Here is a 17193-nt window from a genome sequence, read left to right as displayed (position 1 = left end):
TTAGTAATCTTCACCCTATAAGATTACTAATCTTACATATGAAAGATTACTAATCTTACTAGACCAACATAAGGAGAGTTTTTGAACGCTTTATGTATCATTCAAAGATTATCGTTACATTTGTAGTGATATTTAAAAGAAGTTGCGATGAATGATAGACCGTTGATACTGATTACAAATGATGATGGCGTAAATGCCAAAGGTATTAAAGAGTTGACTGAATGCCTGAGAGACCTGGGCGAATTAGTCGTATTTGCTCCCGACGGCCCCCGTTCGGGCATGAGCAGTGCGATTACTTCTGAAAATCCAATCAAATATAATCTGGTGAAGAGAGAACACGGACTTACAATCTACGAATGTACAGGGACGCCGGTGGACTGTGTGAAACTGGCTATCAATGAAGTGCTTGAGCGTAAGCCAGACCTGCTCGTTTCGGGTATCAACCATGGTGGCAATATGGCGATAGCTGTTCTTTATTCCGGTACGATGGGAGCTGCTGCCGAAGGATGCGTATTCGGAGTTCCTTCGATGGGAGTTTCGTTACTCGACCATCATCCGGATGCCGACTTTACGGAATGTTGCCGTCTGGGACGTATGGTGGCACGCCGTGTACTGAAAGAAGGGTTACCTGCCGGAACTTACCTGAATCTAAATGTTCCGAAAGTGGATACAGTTAAAGGCATGAAGATTTGCCGTCAGGCTGCCGGAAAATGGGTGAAGGAATACAAACGCTCGGAAAATGGTGCCGGCAAACCGGTATTCTGGCTGACAGGTTCTTTCGAGAATGCCAAACCGATTCATCCGGACAACGATATGCTGGCACTCGACAGCGGATATGCTTCGCTGGTGCCCTGCAAACTGGATGTGACGGATTACGAATGGATGGAGAAATATAAAAACTGGGAAGGATGAAATATTTTCTGATCGCAGGCGAAGCTTCGGGCGACCTACATGCGTCGAACCTGATGGCGGCATTAAAAGAGAAAGACTCCGAAGCGGATTTCCGTTTCTTCGGGGGAGACCTGATGCAGGCTGTGGGCGGCACATTGGTGAAACATTACAGGGAAATGGCCTTTATGGGCTTTATCCCCGTACTGCTTAACCTGCGTACGATCCTGAATAACATGAAAACCTGCCAGGAAGATATTCGCCGATATCAGCCGGACGTAGTGATCCTGATCGATTACCCCGGATTCAATCTGAAGATAGCCAAATTCGTAAAGACCGTGCTGCACCTGCCTGTCTACTATTATATCTCGCCGAAGATATGGGCATGGAAGCAATACCGTATCAAAGACTTCCGCCGCTATGTGGACCGGATGTTCTGCATCCTGCCTTTCGAAACGGAGTTTTTCCGCAAACTTAATTATTCGGTCGACTATGTAGGCAATCCTTCCGTCGATTCGGTTGCCCAATACAAGAAAAAGCTGGTCTCCGGAGCCGATACTTTCATCGCGGACGAAGGACTGGCGGACAAACCGATTCTCGCCCTTCTTGCCGGAAGCCGCCGCCAGGAGATTAAAGACAATCTCCCGACGATGCTGGAGGTTGCCGCCGCTTATCCCGACTATCAGCCGGTCATAGCCGGAGCTCCCGGGTTGGAACCGGACTATTACAAACAATACATAAGCAACCATCCTGCCCGGATCGTTTTCGGCAAAACTTACGACCTGTTGCAACACAGCCGTGCCGCATTGGTCACATCCGGTACGGCAACCCTGGAGACCTCGCTCTTCCGCGTTCCCCAGGTAGTCTGCTATTACGTGGCTGCCGGTCGTTTGGCAAGTTTCATCTTCCGTAACTTCTTTCATACCAAATACATTTCGCTGATCAACCTGATTGCCGGACGCGAAATCGTACAGGAGCTTTTCGGCGCGCGTTTCTCCTATCAGCAGATACACGACGAACTGGGTAAAATACTACACGATACCGCCTATCGCCAACAGATGCTCGACGGGTACGACGAGATCATCTGCCTGCTCGGAAAACCGGGCGCTTCACAACGTACTGCCGAACTTATTTACCGGCCATTAGGACATTAACATCTTTTATCATCTTCTGTTGCAGCGTTTTTCGCATTTTCCACATCTACCCTAGTAGAATGGAAAATAGACAATTTTTAGTGATATGAATGTGATGAAGACGTTGAAAACTTTTAAACTGGTATTGGGAACTATTCTGCTCTCCACCTCCTTGTATTCTTGTTTGGATGATGACGATTATTCTCTTGACAAATACAATGTTGGAGTAGCGACAATAAAACCGTTGGGAGGTAATACATATTACCTGCAGTGGGATGACTCCACGACTTTCTGGCCGGCAGCCGGCGTAACTCCGTATTTTGGAGTAGATAAGGAAAGACGTGTTTTTATAAACTTTACGCTACTGGGTGATTCTGCCAGCGGCGGTATTAAAGGATACGATTACGCTATCCGTGTAAACAGAATCGACAGTGTATTGACTAAATCGATCGTTGGCGATCTGGGCGAGAAAAATGATGAATATTACGGCAATGATCCGTTATGGATGAAGTCCGTATGGATTGAGGATGGTTATATTAATTTCCAGTTCGAATCTTATTTCGACGGATCGACCAAACATTTTCTCAATCTGGTGAAGATGAACAATACGGATACATATGAACTGGAGTTCCGTCATAACGCATACAACAACTTGTCGGGCGGACAAGGTTGGGGCCTGGCCTCATTCAGACTGAATAGTCTGCCGCCTACAAACGGTGATACAGTGACGATGAAGGTGAAGTATAAATCGTATGAAGGTGATGATACGATTGAACTTAAATACAAATCAGGTACCCCTGCCGGTAAAGCGCCGATGTTGGGAGCCGAGAATTTTCAAGTGACAAATTAAACCTTCCCACATAACTTTTATTTTTATCATTTAGTTCAGGGAGAGAGGCATCGTGATGATGCCTTTCTTTTTTTGTCTAATTTTGTGACAGAGATGCAACGGTCGGACGTTTTCTCTCGTTTATATAAACAAATGAACGAAACAACAGTACAACTGATAAAGGGTTGCCGGGAAGGAAAACGGAGTGCGCAACTGGGCTTGTACAAACAATTCGCACAACGATTGTACATAGCTTGCCTGCGCATTGTCGGCAACAGCGGTGAAGCGGAAGAAGCCATGCAGGATTCGTTCCTGAAAGTCTTCACGCACATCGACCAATATAAAGAAGGGCAATGTTTCGAAGCCTGGATACACCGGATAGCAGTCCATACAGCCATCGATTATGTGCGCCGGCAAACACCGGAATGGGAGGAACTATCCGACAACTATGCCGATCCGGAGCCGGACGGACCGAACGAAGAGGAAATAGCCTACTCGGTAAAGCAGGTGAAAGAGGCAACCGGTAAATTACCCGCCGGTTACCGCGTAATCCTCTCGCTCTACCTCTTTGAGGGATATGATATGGAAGAGATTGCCTCTATCCTGAACATTCAGCCGCCAAGCGTACGCAGCCAATATCTGCGGGCAAAGCGCAAATTGTTAGACATTATAGCAGCAAATTGACATGGACAAATTAAAGAATTTCATAGACACCAATAGAGAAGCATTTGAAGATGACCTTCTGCCGGAAGGTCACTTCGAACGCTTCGAAAAGAAACTGCCGCCTGCCCACAGGAAACATTTCAAACTATATAGTTTGTCTGCTTTCGCTGCCGCAGCCGCCATTGCACTGATACTCCTGCTCCGCCTGCCGGGTGGAACACCTGCTCCTGTAAATCAAAAAGCAGCCATACAGCAGCAGTGCAGCCAGCAAAAGGAATTTGGCGAACTTCAGATGTATTACAAGATGCAGATCAACGACATCATGGCACAAATGGAATCGTTGTATAAAAAGGAGAAGGCTCCGGGAGCCGCCGGCCTGTTACAGGAAAGCAAAAGGATTCTGAAAGACAATTATATGTTTGAAGAAACAATCCTCCCGACACTGCCTTGCTCGAACGACGGCCTGTTCGCTATGAACCAGCATTACAGCGCGAGTGTCGAAAGCCTGAACATCATGCTGAAGCAGATGGAAATAGTTACAAACGATAATGATGACAAATAAAATATATATATCATGAATACAAAACAATTAAAAAGCCGTTCCTTATTACTTCTGGCAGTGTTACTCATCGCTAGTACCGCTATCAGTTGGGGCGCAAAACCGGAAAGTATTAAGAAGAAAGAAATCAGTAAATCTTTTGACGTCAGCCTGAGTGACCTATTAATGACGGACAATCGTTACGGCAACACGACCATCACGCACTGGAACAAGAATGAAGTAGCAATCCGTGTTGAGATAGAGGCAAAAGCCGAAAGTGCGGATGCTGCACAGGCTTGCATCGACCGTGTGAACATCGAACTAAAGAAAAGCGGGAATACGGTTTCCGCCATCACTTCGCTGAAACAGCAAAACTGGGGTAATAACAATTCCAATATCCGGTTTACGATCAATTATTTTATCAGCATGCCTTCAAAGCTGTCAATCAACCTGTCGCAGAAATACGGAAACATCAATCTGCCGGACAAGAATGAAGGCAAAAGCACGATACAGGTGAAGTACGGCAACCTGAATGCCGGCTGTTTCACCCAGCCTCTCAACCTGGAAGCTAAATACGGGAATGTGGATATTAATAATGTGACGAAAGCGAATCTGGACCTGGGATACTGCGGAAACGTCTCTGTCGGCGATGCAGAACAAATGAATGCCGACAATAAGTATTCGAATATGAATATTAAGAAATGCGGCCAGATCAATCTGGAAAACAAGTATGGTAATATAAAAATCGAAAGTCTTGACAAAGGCTATATGGAGATCAAATACAGCGAAGCGATGATCGGCTCGGTAAAAGAAGAATTGAACATAGATGAACTGGCTTACAGCACATTGACAATAAAAGAATTGTCTGCCAACTTCAAACAGGTGAATGTAGATGCACGCTATGGTAATCTGAATATCAGCGTTCCGGCAAAAGCATCTTTCAAAATCGCAGCCGAAAACATGAAATACGGCAGCCGTAATGTCAATGGTTTCAACATCACAAACTCTTCGACAGAGGATAAAGTGAACCATTATTATGAAATCAACAGCGGAAACAAGGGACGCATCAATTTCGACGGAAATAATTACAGCAATATTAATGTGAAGGCGTTAAAATAACCTACTTTTCCCTTGATGGAAAAGTAGGCAAAAGATCAAGGCTTAACCGGCTTCACTGCTTCGGTGAAAGACTCCGCTGAAAAATCCGAAACTCGCTTCGCTCAGACAACGGATTTTTTTAACCGCTTCGTCTTCCCCTACGCGGACGTTCACCCGCTTAGGCCTTTCCAAGGAAGCTGTGCTTCCTCTTAGGATGGCCGACACCGATACTTATAAAATAAAAACTTTCGGATTTAACAGGTAGTATCGGCAATCCCAGGAGAACGCAAAGCGTTCTATGAAAGGCCTCATTTGGTGAGCGTAAAGCGAAGTATCCGTAGAAAGCGCCCGGAGGCTGTGCTGTTTGAGCGAAGCGAGTTCACAGACGACAGCGAACGGAGGATACTGAGTAGCGAGGCAAATGCAGCCTTGAACTTTTGGTTACTTTTCTTTCAAGAGAAAAGTAACAGCCAATACTTTATCCAATGCCGAATAAAATATCAGCGAACCAGCGATAGCCGCAATTGTCATGATAAACGGCAGTTTATCCTTTATCCCTTCCAGCATATGATCAACGCTTCCTGCGGGCTGTTGGCCTAAAAGCATCAATACGCCGGCAAACACGACGAGATATGCAATAATGACGCCAACAATCATAAAAGGAGGCATTCCGGAACTCATCCTGGCCTTTTTCACTTCCGGTACTTTCAACGGCTCTTCCTGCATGATAAGATCCATGATCCGCAGGCTTAAATCCGGAGATGGCTTAACCATTCCTTCTTTCAGAAGTTTGCCGGTCAAGCGGTTTATATCTTTATCTGATGTACTCATAACACATTAGCTGTTTCATTCTTCATCATTAACTGTAATGTTTCGTAGAAATGCTTACGTCCCCGAAACAATTTTACTTTAATATTGGAAGGTGTCAGATCCGTGATCTGACCGATATCCGCAATGGAACACTCTTCCAGGTAAAAGAGATTAAGTACCAGGCTCTCGTCGGCCGGTAACTTTTTCAATACACGTGCAATTATTTCTTTCCGGTCTTCCCGCTCCAGGATAGCTGTTGCGCTATCTACTTCACTGGTTGTAAGATCGGTTGCAATAGCATCATCATAACTGTCGAATACGGATTGCTTCCGCTGGGCGGTAATGGCCGTATTATAGACAATTTTATAGAACCAGGTAGAAAACTTACTGCCAAACAGGAAAGACGGAAGCGCACGATACATCTTGACAAAAGCATCCTGCACGACTTCTTCTGCCTCCTCACGATTCTCCAGTATGCGGAAGGCAATCGTAAATGCCATCTGCTGGTACTTCGCGACGAGGCAAGAGAAACTTTTGGTGTCCCCTGCCAGAATGCTTTTTATCCATTTTTGTTCGTCCATCAATCCGGTTTATTGTTCTTTCTCTTTTTCCAACATCTTGAGAACAATAAAGAAATAGGCCAGATAAGCTATACCGCCACCTAAAACAGTAAAGATAACAACAGAAAAACCAGCCCAGTCATGCGGCATCGTATCATCCAGATATATACCACCAATAGCTCCCAAAGCCAACCCGATCATCAACAAACCGTTGCGCAGGGCATTGAATTTATTCGCCTTCCTTTCCGGCTCTTCCAATACAATACCTTTCTCGATCATAGCCATACGCTCTTCATGTTTTGTCCGGGTAGTTCTTACTACAAGTATCATAAGCAACACAACGGGCAAGCCTACCGCACAAACAATTGCAACCAGGGGAATCAACCAACCTTCCATAATTTCAATATTTAATTTGTTTCTAATTTGTTTCGTTTACAGATAAGACTAACGTTCCGGAAAGAAGGTTACAGGAATGACAAACTATTTTCAAAAAAAATACCCGAAAACCGGATGCACCTCCGATTTCGGGTATTTATCAATAAGTTATCCGTAAACTACGAAAAGATTAATCCAATATTTTAATCTTAATGTTACGATACCAAACGTCGTCACCATGATCCTGCAAACCGATAAAACCTTCTTTGTTAGGTCCGCCACAGTTCAACAGTAGTTCATAAGCCAACGGCCATTTGTCTTTGCTAAATTTACTCTTGTCCAGCATTTCTTTCCACTGCTGTGTCCACAAGTGATATTCAACAACCGGTTCGTCATTCTGATAGTGAACAACCGTACCTTTGTAACACATGATCTTAGACTTGTTCCATTCGCCGAACGGTTTAGAGTTCTGCGGTTTAGCCGGGATCATATCATACAGGGAAGCAGACATACGATTACCATCTTTACCCAATTTGGCATCCGGATGGTTTGCATTATCCAAGATTTGAAATTCAGGGGCAGAAATATAAGAAGGTTGTCCTTCCACTTCCTGGATCATAATAAATACACCGGAATTAGCGCCTTTAGCTACTTTCCATTCCCATTCCAACTCAAAATTTTTGAACTTATGAGCAAATACCAGGTCACCACCGTCCTTAGCACCAGCTTCACCGGCACCAGAACCTTTGATATGAATTGCGCCGTCATTCACCTCCCAAGCATTAGGAACATCTGTACGGTCATATCCTCTCCAGCCATTCAGTGTTTTACCATCAAACATAGTAATCCAACCATCGGCATCTTTCGGGAATTTAGACAGGTCGACTGTCGGTAAATCCAATAATTTGTATTCAGGCACAGCTGCTTCTGTTTCTGCTTCAGCTGTTGCATCGGCAGCAGCTTCATCTGTTTTCTTTCCACCGCCACAAGATGTAAAATAGCACATCATCAGCGCGGCACTGACAAATAATACTGACTTCTTCATTTTTATGTAGTTTAAAACTGTTATCTAGGCATATCAGGCAATTTCCAACCATCGCGATAGTTGTGCTTGATCAGTTCTGCTGCAAACTGTTTTGCATTAACAGGATCTGTCCAGTCCTTTGCAAACGAAGGATGACCATCTTTGATAGTGAAACCGTCTTTGATACAAGTCTTTATCATTTCGTTATCACCGATGTTCGTAAATTGCATGTTATTGCCATCCCATTTCAATGTTCTGTTCAGGCTCTGTAAGCGAACTGCTAATACCCCCATCACGATCATTTCGTTGAACGGACCGGCTTCCGAGAAATTCGATTTTGTTTGTACACGGCTGGATGCATTTTCTTTACAAGCACGTACCCAATCCATTTCATGTCCTTTTACACGACGACATACTTTAGGAGCATTTGGAACACGACCTGACAACAAGAACGGCTGCTGTCCGTAACAACCGCAAATCAATGTATCTTTCGTTCCATGGAAAATAGTCAGACCGCCACCAGGTCCCATCAATTCTTTTCCTTCCGGGAAACCTTCCGGACGATTCGGCATCATACCACCGTCATACCAATGAATTTCAACTTCCGGCATGGCCAGTTTCGGCATATTTTCACGAGCCGGGAAAATAAACTTCACATGCTGTGCATTAGGAGCGCAATCACGAAGCAACAAAGTAGAAGAAGCTTCAACGCTTGTCGGATAACCTAATTTCAATGCCTTAAACGGAGTGTGCATGATATGGCAAGCCATATCGCCTAAAGCACCTGTACCATAAGCCCACCATCCGCGCCAGTTCCAAGGATGATAAATTTTGTTGAAAGGTTTCAATTCGGCAGGACCGGTAAATAAATCCCAGTTTAATGTAGAAGGCACCTTATCTGCTTTATCCGGAGTATTCAAACCTTGCGGCCAAATAGGACGGTCTGTCGCACATTCAACTTTTGTGATATCACCGATTTCGCCATTCCAGATCCATTCGCAAACCAAATCCGTATCTTCAGAAGAAGAACCTTGGTTACCCATCTGAGTTGCAACATTTGTAGAAGCAGCCAGTTTAGTCAACAAACGAGATTCGTACACAGAGTGTGTCAACGGTTTCTGACAATAAACATGTTTGCCCAATGTCATCGCATCTCCCGTAATCATAGCATGTGTATGGTCGGCTGTAGCGATAATAACGGCATCGATAGATTTACCCATCTCATCGTACATCTTGCGATAGTCCCAATATTTTTTAGCATTCGGATGTTCGTCGAATACGCCTTTCGCATATTTCCAATCCACGTCGCAAAGAGCAACGATGTTTTCACTTCCTTTTACAGCATTAATATTGGCATGTCCCATACCGCCGATACCGACAGCAGCAATATTCAATTTATCTGTTGGAGCCACATACCCATGACTTTTTCCTAAAACGGAACCCGGAACAATGGTCAATGCAGCAGCAGCGGCTGCGCCTCTTTGAAGAAATGATCTTCTAGTGATGTTTGACATAGTAATAATTTTTATAGATTAGCACTTAATAATAATATTCTGATTCAATTGTCACATCTTAAAAACACAAACTGACGCAAATATAGCCAATGCGAAAATAACAACAAGCCGTCCTTCCCGCTTTCTTTTTCAAAATAGTTTTTTTTAACAGTGCTTATAGACAATGTCTATTTTTTCATAAATATTATCTATGGAGCTAGGTGTTTGAAAAGTCGTTCTTTCTTTTATATTTGTCTAGCACAAAACATATTCACCGGATTTCTGTTATATAAATGAAGAGCTGAACATGAAAAAGAAACCAATACTTGTTCGAATTTACCAATTTTACCTGGAAGGATTTCGTGAAATGAAGCTGGGTAAAACGCTATGGCTGATTATATTGGTCAAGCTCTTCATCATGTTTTTTATATTAAAACTGTTTTTCTTTCCTAATTACCTGGGACAGTTTGATAGCGATTCCGAGAAACAGGAACACGTATCGGGTGAATTGATCAATCGAGCAATTACTCCTTAATTAATATAATTATGATCGAAAGCATTGACACTTCTTTGATTGACTGGTCGAGGGCGCAGTTCGCTCTGACGGCCATGTATCACTGGCTTTTTGTACCCCTGACTTTAGGGCTTGGTGTGATCCAGGCAATACTGGAAACCATTTATTACAAAACAGGTGACGAATTCTGGAAAAAGACAGCCCAGTTCTGGATGAAGCTGTTTGGTATTAACTTCGCGATCGGTGTCGCCACCGGTCTGATTCTCGAATTTGAGTTCGGGACGAACTGGTCGAACTACAGCTGGTTCGTCGGTGATATTTTCGGAGCGCCGCTGGCCATCGAAGGTATCCTTGCTTTCTTTATGGAAGCGACATTTATCGCGGTTATGTTCTTCGGCTGGGACAAAGTAAGCAAACGTTTCCACCTGGCTTCTACCTGGCTGACAATTATCGGAGCCACCTTATCCGCCCTGTGGATCCTGATCGCCAATGCCTGGATGCAGCATCCGGCAGGTATGCAATTCAATCCGGACACGGTACGCAACGAAATGTTCGATTTCTGGGCAGTCGCTTTGTCGCCTGTCGCCATCAATAAATTCTTCCACACCGTATTATCCGGCTGGATCGTAGGTGCATTATTTGTAATAGGCATCAGTAGCTGGTATCTGTTGAAGAAACGGGAAACGCGTTTTGCCCTGGAAAGTATCAAGATCAGCGCCATTTTCGGACTGGTTGCTTCTTTACTGATCCTTTGGACCGGTGACGGTTCCGCCTATCAGGTTGCTCAGAAACAGCCGATGAAGCTGGCTGCCATGGAAGGCCTTTACGAAGGAGGAAACGGCGTCGGACTGGTGGGCATCGGGATGCTGAATCCGGAGAAGACCAGTTATAAAGATAATGTAGAGCCGTTCATCTTTAATATACAAATACCCAAAATGCTGTCTTTGCTGGCAGAACGCAAGATAGACGGATATGTTCCGGGTATCAATAATTTGATCGAAGGAGGATATGAGACTAAAGACGGCACGCCGGCTCTTTCCGCAGCCGAAAAGATTGCCAAAGGACAACAGGCTATCCAGGCACTCGCCAAATACCGCGAAGCCAAGAAAGAGAAAGACGAAGTGGCCGCCAAACAATACCGGGCGACACTCGACGAGAACTTCCCTTATTTCGGTTACGGTTATATCAAAGATCCGGGCGACCTGGTTCCTCATGTAGGAATGACGTTCTATTCCTTCCGTATCATGGTGATTCTGGGAGGTTACTTCATCCTGCTCTTTATCATTGCGATCATCTGGAGTAAAAAAGACAAGTTCAAAGACACCCGCTGGCTTCAGAAAGTATGCCTGTGGTCGATTCCGCTGGGATATATTGCCGGACAGGCCGGATGGATCGTTGCCGAGGTGGGACGCCAACCCTGGGCTATACAGGATATTCTTCCGACGAGCGCATCTATCTCCAAACTGGCTACATCGTCTGTACAGACCACTTTCTTCCTGTTCCTGATTCTGTTTACAATCTTACTGATTGCCGAAGTGGGAATTATGGTGAAGGCTATCAAGAAAGGACCGGCCGTATCTACTAACAATGAAAACTAAAAATATACACCATGGATAGTACATATATATTATTACAACATTACTGGTGGTTCCTCGTATCCCTGCTGGGAGCACTGTTAGTATTCCTGCTTTTTGTACAGGGAGGTCAGTCATTGCTCTTTTCGATCGGCAAGACGGAGCTGGAACAAAAGATGTTATTAAACTCAACCGGACGTAAATGGGAGTTTACCTTTACAACACTGGTTACTTTCGGTGGTGCGTTCTTTGCCTCTTTCCCCTTATTCTACTCGACCAGTTTCGGCGGTGCTTATTGGGTGTGGATGCTCATTCTGCTTTGCTTCGTGATACAGGCCGTATCCTACGAATACCAAGCTAAAAAAGGAAACTTACTGGGCAAAAAGACTTACCAGGTATTCCTGATCATCAACGGCGTGCTGGGCCCGATCCTGCTGGGAACTGCCGTAGGGACTTTCTTCAACGGAGCCGAATTTTCAGTGAATAAAGGACAGATGACAGATATTGCCATGCCGGTTATCTCGACCTGGAATAACTCTCTGCACGGGCTGGAAGCAGCATTTGTATTCTGGAACGTTTGTCTCGGGCTGGCCGTATTCTTCCTGGCACGTGTGCAGGCATTGCTCTATTTCATCAACAATATTGACAATAAGGATATAGTGGGCCGCTGCCGGAAACGCTTGATACCGGAAACAGCTTTGTTCCTGGTGTTCTTCCTGCTGTTCCTCGTACGTTTAATGCTGGTAGACGGTTTTGCCGTGAACCCGGAAACGCAGGAGGTGTTCATGCAGCCTTATAAATATTTCATCAACCTGATCGAGATGCCGGCTGTACTGGCGGTTCTGCTGGTGGGCGTAGTGCTTGTTTTGTTCGGTATTATTAAAACAATCCTGTCGCAAACGTGGCGGAAAGGAATCTGGTTTGCCGGGACAGGGACCGTCCTCACCGTACTGGCGTTATTGCTCTGTGCCGGTTGGAACAACACGGCTTATTATCCGTCGTTGACCGATCTGCAAAGTTCGCTGACTCTTCAGAATAGTTCATCAAGTCCGTTCACGCTGAAAGTGATGAGTTACGTATCCATTCTCGTTCCGTTCGTGCTGGCTTATATATTCTATGCATGGAGGGCACTCGATCTTCATAAGATCGACGCAGAAGAGATGGAACAGAAAGACGGGCACACTTACTAAAGAACACGGCGTCCGTACAGACGGTTCACGAACCGCCCTTTGCAAGAAACATACCCCATAAAACAAAGGAAACGGCGAAGCTCACGCTTGGCCGTTTCTACATTTAACCGTTTTAAACAAAAAGAAAAAGTTAGTTAAGGCTTAGAATAAAATATCTTAAGTCTTTTTTACTTACTATAGAATGCTTCCTTTAGGACAGCAAACAAATATATGTAATCCGAAGCATCTTCGGAACAATCCGACCGCATTTTTTGTTATTTTTCACAGAACACAGATGCTTTTGTATTATCTTTGCAAACAATTATCCAAGGGATTCCTTTATGGCAGATTTCAATTTAAACATTTTGGGATGCGGTTCGGCCTTACCTACAACACGGCATCTGGCAACCTCTCAGGTAGTAGATTTACGGGACAAATTATATATGATAGACTGTGGCGAAGGCACACAGGTGCAGATGCGCCATATGCGTATCAAATTCAGTCGGTTGAATCATATTTTCATATCCCACCTGCATGGTGACCATTGTTTTGGTCTGCCCGGCTTGATCTCCACACTCGGTATGCTGGGACGCACCGGCGAACTGGTGATACATGCACCCAAAGAAATTGAAAACTATATGCGCCCGGTATTGGATACATTCTGCAAAGGCATGCCTTACGAAGTCCGTTTCAATCCTGTAGATACACGTAGCCATTCACTGATTATGGAGGATCGCTCGCTTTCCGTCTACTCCATTCCCCTGAAACACCGTATCCCGACCTGCGGCTTTTTGTTTGCCGAGAAGCCAAAAGAAGCCCATATCATCCGCGAGATGACCGACTTCTATCAGGTCCCCGTCAGATGCATGAAGGATATCAAGCTGGGAGAGGATTATGTCACGCCGGAAGGAGAAGTGATTCCCAATTCACGACTGACGCGCCCGGCTGCTCCCCCCAAACGTTATGCGTATTGCTCGGATACGGCCTACAATCCTTCCGTCATCCCGATCATTGAAGGGGTAGACCTTCTTTATCATGAGGCGACCTTTGCCGAATGCGACAAGGCACGCGCCAAAGAAACATTCCATTCTACAGCACGGCAAGCGGCAGACATCGCCCTGAAAGCCGGTGTCAAACGCCTCATTATCGGTCATTATTCTGCCCGCTACGAGGACTTGACAGCATTGCATCGCGAAGCGGAAGAAGTATATCCCGGCACCATTCTCGGAACCGAAGGGATGGTTTTGCCTATATAATATCGTGGTTTTCTTAAATAATAACTGCCAAATATCCAGCATATTCAAAATTATTCATACATTTGTACGAATTTAGGGTTTCGAATATGAGAATATTATTTTCCATAATTCTGTTGATCAGCGCTTACGTTGGTTCCCCGTTTATTGCAAGTGCGCAGCAAACGGTTCAGGCAACGCATGTCGTAAAGCAGGCAGAACCCGATTCTATCGAAATCAGCGCCTACGACAACAAGGTGGTTGTGAAGAACGCTCCCATCGGAAGCAAGCTGGAAATATACAGCGTGGTAGGCATCCGTGTCAAGGAAATCGAGCTGAAACAACCGGATGGCGAATACACCGTTAACATCGCCAAAGGTTACTATATCGTCCGCATCGGCGAAACTGTCCGCAAAGTAGCCATCCGCTAAATAACTCTACAGTGTGAAAGGAAGGGATGACATTATATAATGTTATCTTCGAAGAGTATGGGTTCTGTAAAGCAGTTTTTATGCCCGTGGTAACCTGTTTTGCATCCCACTGCTTATACCCTTGCATCAGGCGGTGCAAACCTTTGCACCGCTTAATGCAAGGGTTTGCACTACCCAATGCAAATTCTTGCACTATAGAATGCAAGAACGTCCGGATAGTATGGAAAGATGTATCCGTCCGAAAAGAGACGACTTGTCAGTTGGTTGCCCTGTAATTAATACCCATCAAAAAGCATAATCAAGACTTAGCCCAAATACCTTATTGGTACGACTATATACATTCGTTCCGGGAAGCCCCGTGCCAGAGTAATTGTTCGATTTCTTTGTATAATCATGATAGTTTGTCCACATATACCCCACGTTCAAAGCCATCTTTTCGCTCAACATCACTTTAGCTCCGAAGCCCAGTGAGTAAGAGTCACAGGAGAAACTGGTATCGCTCTGATAGTTGTCCGACAAACCATAATCGGTAATCTGGGCACCACCGCTAATAGTCAATCTCTTGATAACATCCCACTCGATACCCAGCAAATACTCGTTGGTACCTCTTTCGAGCTCTTTCTGTTTTCCTCCGGCCATTCCCGCTTTCTTATCATCGAAGAAATGATACTCAACAGAAGCTTTTAACATGGGCAAAAACTGATAAGAAGCAGCCACAGAAAGCATGGAAGGAATATCGTTCGGTGTATTCACACCATGCTTGTAAGCACCCACCAGATCTTCCGCACTTTCAGGATAATCCAACTTCTTTGTATCGTTTTCGATGTTCAGGTTCGTCTTAAACTCATATTTGGCACCGAAATTGAATTTACCATATTTAACATCGACTCCAAGAACCGGCGTAAGTCCCCAACCAGTCTGGTCGCAATTCAAAGCCAGCGGCATCAACTCTGATCCACCTAAATTCTGTTTTAACTTCGCATTCAGATAACCGTCATAGTTCCCTGAAAAATAATTCATTCGACCACCGGCAAAGGCTGAAAGCCAGTCCGTGATTTTGTATCCCAAACCAAGTTGTAGAGAATAAATAAACTGTTTACCGTCCATCGCACTGTTAATAGTATACATTTCCGGAGTGACGATGGGACTTTGACCACCTGTCTTTATATAGTCTGTCAAACTTTCCTTGAATATACCGGCCATAGCAGCCGATTCGAACATAGGCAAACCGTCGTTAAACGAAGCCTTACCTCCTCCTCCCGTGATGGCAAAGAATCCGGAAATGGTCCAGTCGCCTTTTTTGTAAGCCGCGAAAACACTCGGAATCACAGGGGCAGCCGCTTTTCCTTTGTAATACTTTTTGTAGGGAGTCTCTGCCATTGTCGGCTTCTGATTGACCGGATCGAAACCATTATATGTACCAAAAGAGGCATCGATATTTCTAGTTTGGAAAGCACTCTGGATACTCACGCCTACGCGAAAACCATCTGTCGGCAAAAAAGAAAGGCCCGCAGGATTAGACAAAGCACCATCTATATCAATTGCAGCACCTCGCGAAAGTGATCTTAAAAAGGCTGCATGCTGATTAGTATTCGTCAAATATCCACCAGCGAAAGAAAGCAGAGGCATCATCATCAATGCCGCACCTAATAATACTTTTTTCTTCATGTTTTACTTTTCATTATTACAAAACGGCGGTAAAGATAAATACTTTTCTTTAATATTGCACACTTTTAATAGAAATGTGCGGCACAAATATGCCATTTATGTGCAATACTTCCAACTATCCCCCCTATTTTCAACTCTCAATTTTCAATTCTCAATTAAAAAAGTATCTTTGCAGCGAAAAGGAATGTCTCCTTTTCCGTGTGCTTGCTGAACCACGTATAAAACAAGAAAAATATGAAACATCAAGATGCCGCTCTGGTATGCTTCTCCGGTGGACAAGACTCCACCACCTGCCTGTTCTGGGCCAAGAAACATTTTAAACGCGTAGAAGCCGTATGTTTTACTTACGGCCAGAAACATTCCCTCGAAATTGATATTGCACGCAAGATTGCTGCCGATGCCAACGTGCCGTTCCAATTGCTGGACGTATCGCTAATCAGCCAACTGGCGCCTAACTCGTTGACGGACACTTCTATCGAAATGGATGAAGACAAACCGGCCGACAGTTATCCGAACACCTTCGTACCGGGAAGGAATATGGTTTTCCTGACATTCGCCGCCATCATGGCACGGAGCAAAGGTATTTTCCATCTCGTCACCGGCGTATCGGAGGCCGATTTCAGCGGATACCCCGATTGCCGCGACACCTTCGTCCGCTCGCTCAATGTGACGCTGAACCTGGCGATGGATGAACAGTTCGTCATCCATACTCCTCTGATGGACCGCGATAAAAGCGAAGTATGGCAACTCTCCGACGAACTGGGCGTATTCGACCTGGTCCGCACGCAGACACTGACCTGCTACAACGGCGTCCCAGCCGACGGTTGCGGCCATTGCCCGGCTTGCAAACTGCGCCGGGAAGGATTAGAGAAATATTTGAAAAGAAAAGGATAAAAGGCTTGATAGTAGAAAAAGTGAGACTCGATGCTAGAAATAATCGAGCTATCTGCTAATTATAAGATGAACCAATTAGTGACGGTGTCTTCAGGCTGTAGGCCTGTAACAAACTAACCCAGGGTTTTAACCCTGGGGCTTCTTGAATCCTTCTCTTTCTGATGCACCCTGTAGGGGTGCGACAAGATGGAAAGGATTGATATTTACCTTGTCCCGCCCCTACAGGGCGGAAAGACAGGAGCGGGTTTTCATAAACCCAGGGTTAGAACCCTGGGCTGGTTTGTTAAAGCCTTACAGGCT

18 protein-coding genes are annotated in these 17193 nt (G+C 44.9%); 12 read left to right on the top strand and 6 right to left on the bottom strand.

Annotation, left to right across the window (positions count from 1 at the left end):
- Nucleotides 1-147: 147 nt before the first annotated feature.
- From surE to NBH15_RS06780, 6 genes are all read left to right on the top strand, one after another.
- Entirely contained in the window at nt 148-912 is a 765-nt protein-coding gene (gene surE / locus NBH15_RS06805; RefSeq protein ID WP_250822258.1) for a 5'/3'-nucleotidase SurE, read from the top strand.
- The gene (gene lpxB, locus NBH15_RS06800) at nt 909-2042 is read left to right on the top strand and encodes a lipid-A-disaccharide synthase (RefSeq protein ID WP_250822257.1); all 1134 of its coding nucleotides are present in this window, start codon (nt 909-911) and stop codon (nt 2040-2042) included. The genes surE and lpxB overlap by 4 nt, the downstream gene beginning before the upstream one ends.
- An 85-nt stretch (nt 2043-2127) precedes the next feature.
- Entirely contained in the window at nt 2128-2871 is a 744-nt protein-coding gene (locus NBH15_RS06795) for a NigD1/NigD2 family lipoprotein (RefSeq protein ID WP_250822256.1), read from the top strand.
- Nucleotides 2872-2964: 93 nt separating this feature from the next.
- Nucleotides 2965-3534: an RNA polymerase sigma factor gene (locus NBH15_RS06790; RefSeq protein ID WP_369979084.1), complete on the top strand. Its 570-nt coding sequence runs from the start codon at nt 2965-2967 to the stop codon at nt 3532-3534.
- 1 nt (nt 3535) lies between these two features.
- Nucleotides 3536-4075, top strand: a complete 540-nt coding sequence (locus NBH15_RS06785) for a hypothetical protein (protein ID WP_250822254.1) — start codon at nt 3536-3538, stop codon at nt 4073-4075.
- Between the two features lie 12 nt (nt 4076-4087).
- Nucleotides 4088-5170, top strand: coding sequence for a hypothetical protein (locus NBH15_RS06780; protein WP_250822253.1), 1083 nt, complete (start codon nt 4088-4090; stop codon nt 5168-5170).
- A gap of 420 nt (nt 5171-5590) precedes the next feature.
- On the opposite strand, the gene NBH15_RS06775 is transcribed toward NBH15_RS06780, so the two are convergent.
- The 5 genes from NBH15_RS06775 to NBH15_RS06755 form a co-directional block, all read right to left on the bottom strand.
- The gene (locus tag NBH15_RS06775) at nt 5591-5980 is read right to left on the bottom strand and encodes a hypothetical protein (protein WP_250822252.1); all 390 of its coding nucleotides are present in this window, start codon (nt 5978-5980) and stop codon (nt 5591-5593) included.
- Entirely contained in the window at nt 5977-6540 is a 564-nt protein-coding gene (locus NBH15_RS06770) for an RNA polymerase sigma factor (protein WP_250822251.1), read from the bottom strand. The genes NBH15_RS06775 and NBH15_RS06770 overlap by 4 nt, the downstream gene beginning before the upstream one ends.
- A 9-nt stretch (nt 6541-6549) precedes the next feature.
- Nucleotides 6550-6915 (bottom strand): DUF6249 domain-containing protein, encoded by a 366-nt coding sequence (locus NBH15_RS06765; protein ID WP_250822250.1) that lies wholly within the window; start codon nt 6913-6915, stop codon nt 6550-6552.
- Nucleotides 6916-7084: 169 nt separating this feature from the next.
- The gene (locus NBH15_RS06760) at nt 7085-7939 is read right to left on the bottom strand and encodes a 3-keto-disaccharide hydrolase (protein ID WP_250822249.1); all 855 of its coding nucleotides are present in this window, start codon (nt 7937-7939) and stop codon (nt 7085-7087) included.
- Nucleotides 7940-7959: 20 nt separating this feature from the next.
- Entirely contained in the window at nt 7960-9432 is a 1473-nt protein-coding gene (locus NBH15_RS06755) for a glycoside 3-dehydrogenase (protein WP_009859855.1), read from the bottom strand.
- A 286-nt stretch (nt 9433-9718) separates the two neighbouring features.
- Between NBH15_RS06755 and NBH15_RS06750 the strand changes: the two genes are divergently transcribed.
- From NBH15_RS06750 to NBH15_RS06730, 5 genes are all read left to right on the top strand, one after another.
- A complete protein-coding gene (locus NBH15_RS06750; RefSeq protein WP_009859856.1) occupies nt 9719-9946 on the top strand; it encodes a DUF4492 domain-containing protein in 228 nt (75 codons plus the stop codon).
- An 11-nt stretch (nt 9947-9957) separates the two neighbouring features.
- Complete coding sequence (locus NBH15_RS06745) at nt 9958-11523, top strand: cytochrome ubiquinol oxidase subunit I (protein WP_128132868.1); 1566 nt, start codon at nt 9958-9960, stop codon at nt 11521-11523.
- 11 nt (nt 11524-11534) lie between these two features.
- The gene (locus tag NBH15_RS06740; RefSeq protein ID WP_250822248.1) at nt 11535-12689 is read left to right on the top strand and encodes a cytochrome d ubiquinol oxidase subunit II; all 1155 of its coding nucleotides are present in this window, start codon (nt 11535-11537) and stop codon (nt 12687-12689) included.
- Between the two features lie 320 nt (nt 12690-13009).
- Entirely contained in the window at nt 13010-13924 is a 915-nt protein-coding gene (locus NBH15_RS06735) for a ribonuclease Z (protein ID WP_244050633.1), read from the top strand.
- An 86-nt stretch (nt 13925-14010) separates the two neighbouring features.
- The gene (locus tag NBH15_RS06730) at nt 14011-14331 is read left to right on the top strand and encodes a T9SS type A sorting domain-containing protein (RefSeq protein WP_128132866.1); all 321 of its coding nucleotides are present in this window, start codon (nt 14011-14013) and stop codon (nt 14329-14331) included.
- Nucleotides 14332-14616: 285 nt separating this feature from the next.
- Here NBH15_RS06730 and NBH15_RS06725 read toward each other — a convergent pair whose 3' ends face one another.
- Nucleotides 14617-15999, bottom strand: coding sequence for an OmpP1/FadL family transporter (locus NBH15_RS06725; RefSeq protein ID WP_250822247.1), 1383 nt, complete (start codon nt 15997-15999; stop codon nt 14617-14619).
- Between the two features lie 234 nt (nt 16000-16233).
- Between NBH15_RS06725 and queC the strand changes: the two genes are divergently transcribed.
- Nucleotides 16234-16893 carry a 7-cyano-7-deazaguanine synthase QueC gene (gene queC / locus NBH15_RS06720; RefSeq protein ID WP_244050632.1) on the top strand — a complete coding sequence of 220 codons (660 nt, stop codon included), beginning with the start codon at nt 16234-16236 and terminating at the stop codon, nt 16891-16893.
- Nucleotides 16894-17193: the final 300 nt, after the last annotated feature.

It is taken from the genome of Parabacteroides caeci (assembly GCF_023656795.1).
GTDB classification, from domain to species: Bacteria; Bacteroidota; Bacteroidia; order Bacteroidales; family Tannerellaceae; genus Parabacteroides; species Parabacteroides segnis.
This window is presented reverse-complemented; position numbering and strand designations above follow the sequence as displayed.

Bases quoted from the DNA above. Each gene is read 5' to 3' on its own strand.
- surE (WP_250822258.1), top strand. From the start codon at position 148: ATGAATGATAGACCGTTGATACTGATTACAAATGATGATGGCGTAAAT.
- lpxB (WP_250822257.1), top strand. From the start codon at position 909: ATGAAATATTTTCTGATCGCAGGCGAAGCTTCGGGCGACCTACATGCG.
- NBH15_RS06795 (WP_250822256.1), top strand. From the start codon at position 2,128: ATGAATGTGATGAAGACGTTGAAAACTTTTAAACTGGTATTGGGAACT.
- NBH15_RS06790 (WP_369979084.1), top strand. From the start codon at position 2,965: ATGCAACGGTCGGACGTTTTCTCTCGTTTATATAAACAAATGAACGAA.
- NBH15_RS06785 (WP_250822254.1), top strand. From the start codon at position 3,536: ATGGACAAATTAAAGAATTTCATAGACACCAATAGAGAAGCATTTGAA.
- NBH15_RS06780 (WP_250822253.1), top strand. From the start codon at position 4,088: ATGAATACAAAACAATTAAAAAGCCGTTCCTTATTACTTCTGGCAGTG.
- NBH15_RS06775 (WP_250822252.1), bottom strand. From the start codon at position 5,980: ATGAGTACATCAGATAAAGATATAAACCGCTTGACCGGCAAACTTCTG.
- NBH15_RS06770 (WP_250822251.1), bottom strand. From the start codon at position 6,540: ATGGACGAACAAAAATGGATAAAAAGCATTCTGGCAGGGGACACCAAA.
- NBH15_RS06765 (WP_250822250.1), bottom strand. From the start codon at position 6,915: ATGGAAGGTTGGTTGATTCCCCTGGTTGCAATTGTTTGTGCGGTAGGC.
- NBH15_RS06760 (WP_250822249.1), bottom strand. From the start codon at position 7,939: ATGAAGAAGTCAGTATTATTTGTCAGTGCCGCGCTGATGATGTGCTAT.
- NBH15_RS06755 (WP_009859855.1), bottom strand. From the start codon at position 9,432: ATGTCAAACATCACTAGAAGATCATTTCTTCAAAGAGGCGCAGCCGCT.
- NBH15_RS06750 (WP_009859856.1), top strand. From the start codon at position 9,719: ATGAAAAAGAAACCAATACTTGTTCGAATTTACCAATTTTACCTGGAA.
- NBH15_RS06745 (WP_128132868.1), top strand. From the start codon at position 9,958: ATGATCGAAAGCATTGACACTTCTTTGATTGACTGGTCGAGGGCGCAG.
- NBH15_RS06740 (WP_250822248.1), top strand. From the start codon at position 11,535: ATGGATAGTACATATATATTATTACAACATTACTGGTGGTTCCTCGTA.
- NBH15_RS06735 (WP_244050633.1), top strand. From the start codon at position 13,010: ATGGCAGATTTCAATTTAAACATTTTGGGATGCGGTTCGGCCTTACCT.
- NBH15_RS06730 (WP_128132866.1), top strand. From the start codon at position 14,011: ATGAGAATATTATTTTCCATAATTCTGTTGATCAGCGCTTACGTTGGT.
- NBH15_RS06725 (WP_250822247.1), bottom strand. From the start codon at position 15,999: ATGAAGAAAAAAGTATTATTAGGTGCGGCATTGATGATGATGCCTCTG.
- queC (WP_244050632.1), top strand. From the start codon at position 16,234: ATGAAACATCAAGATGCCGCTCTGGTATGCTTCTCCGGTGGACAAGAC.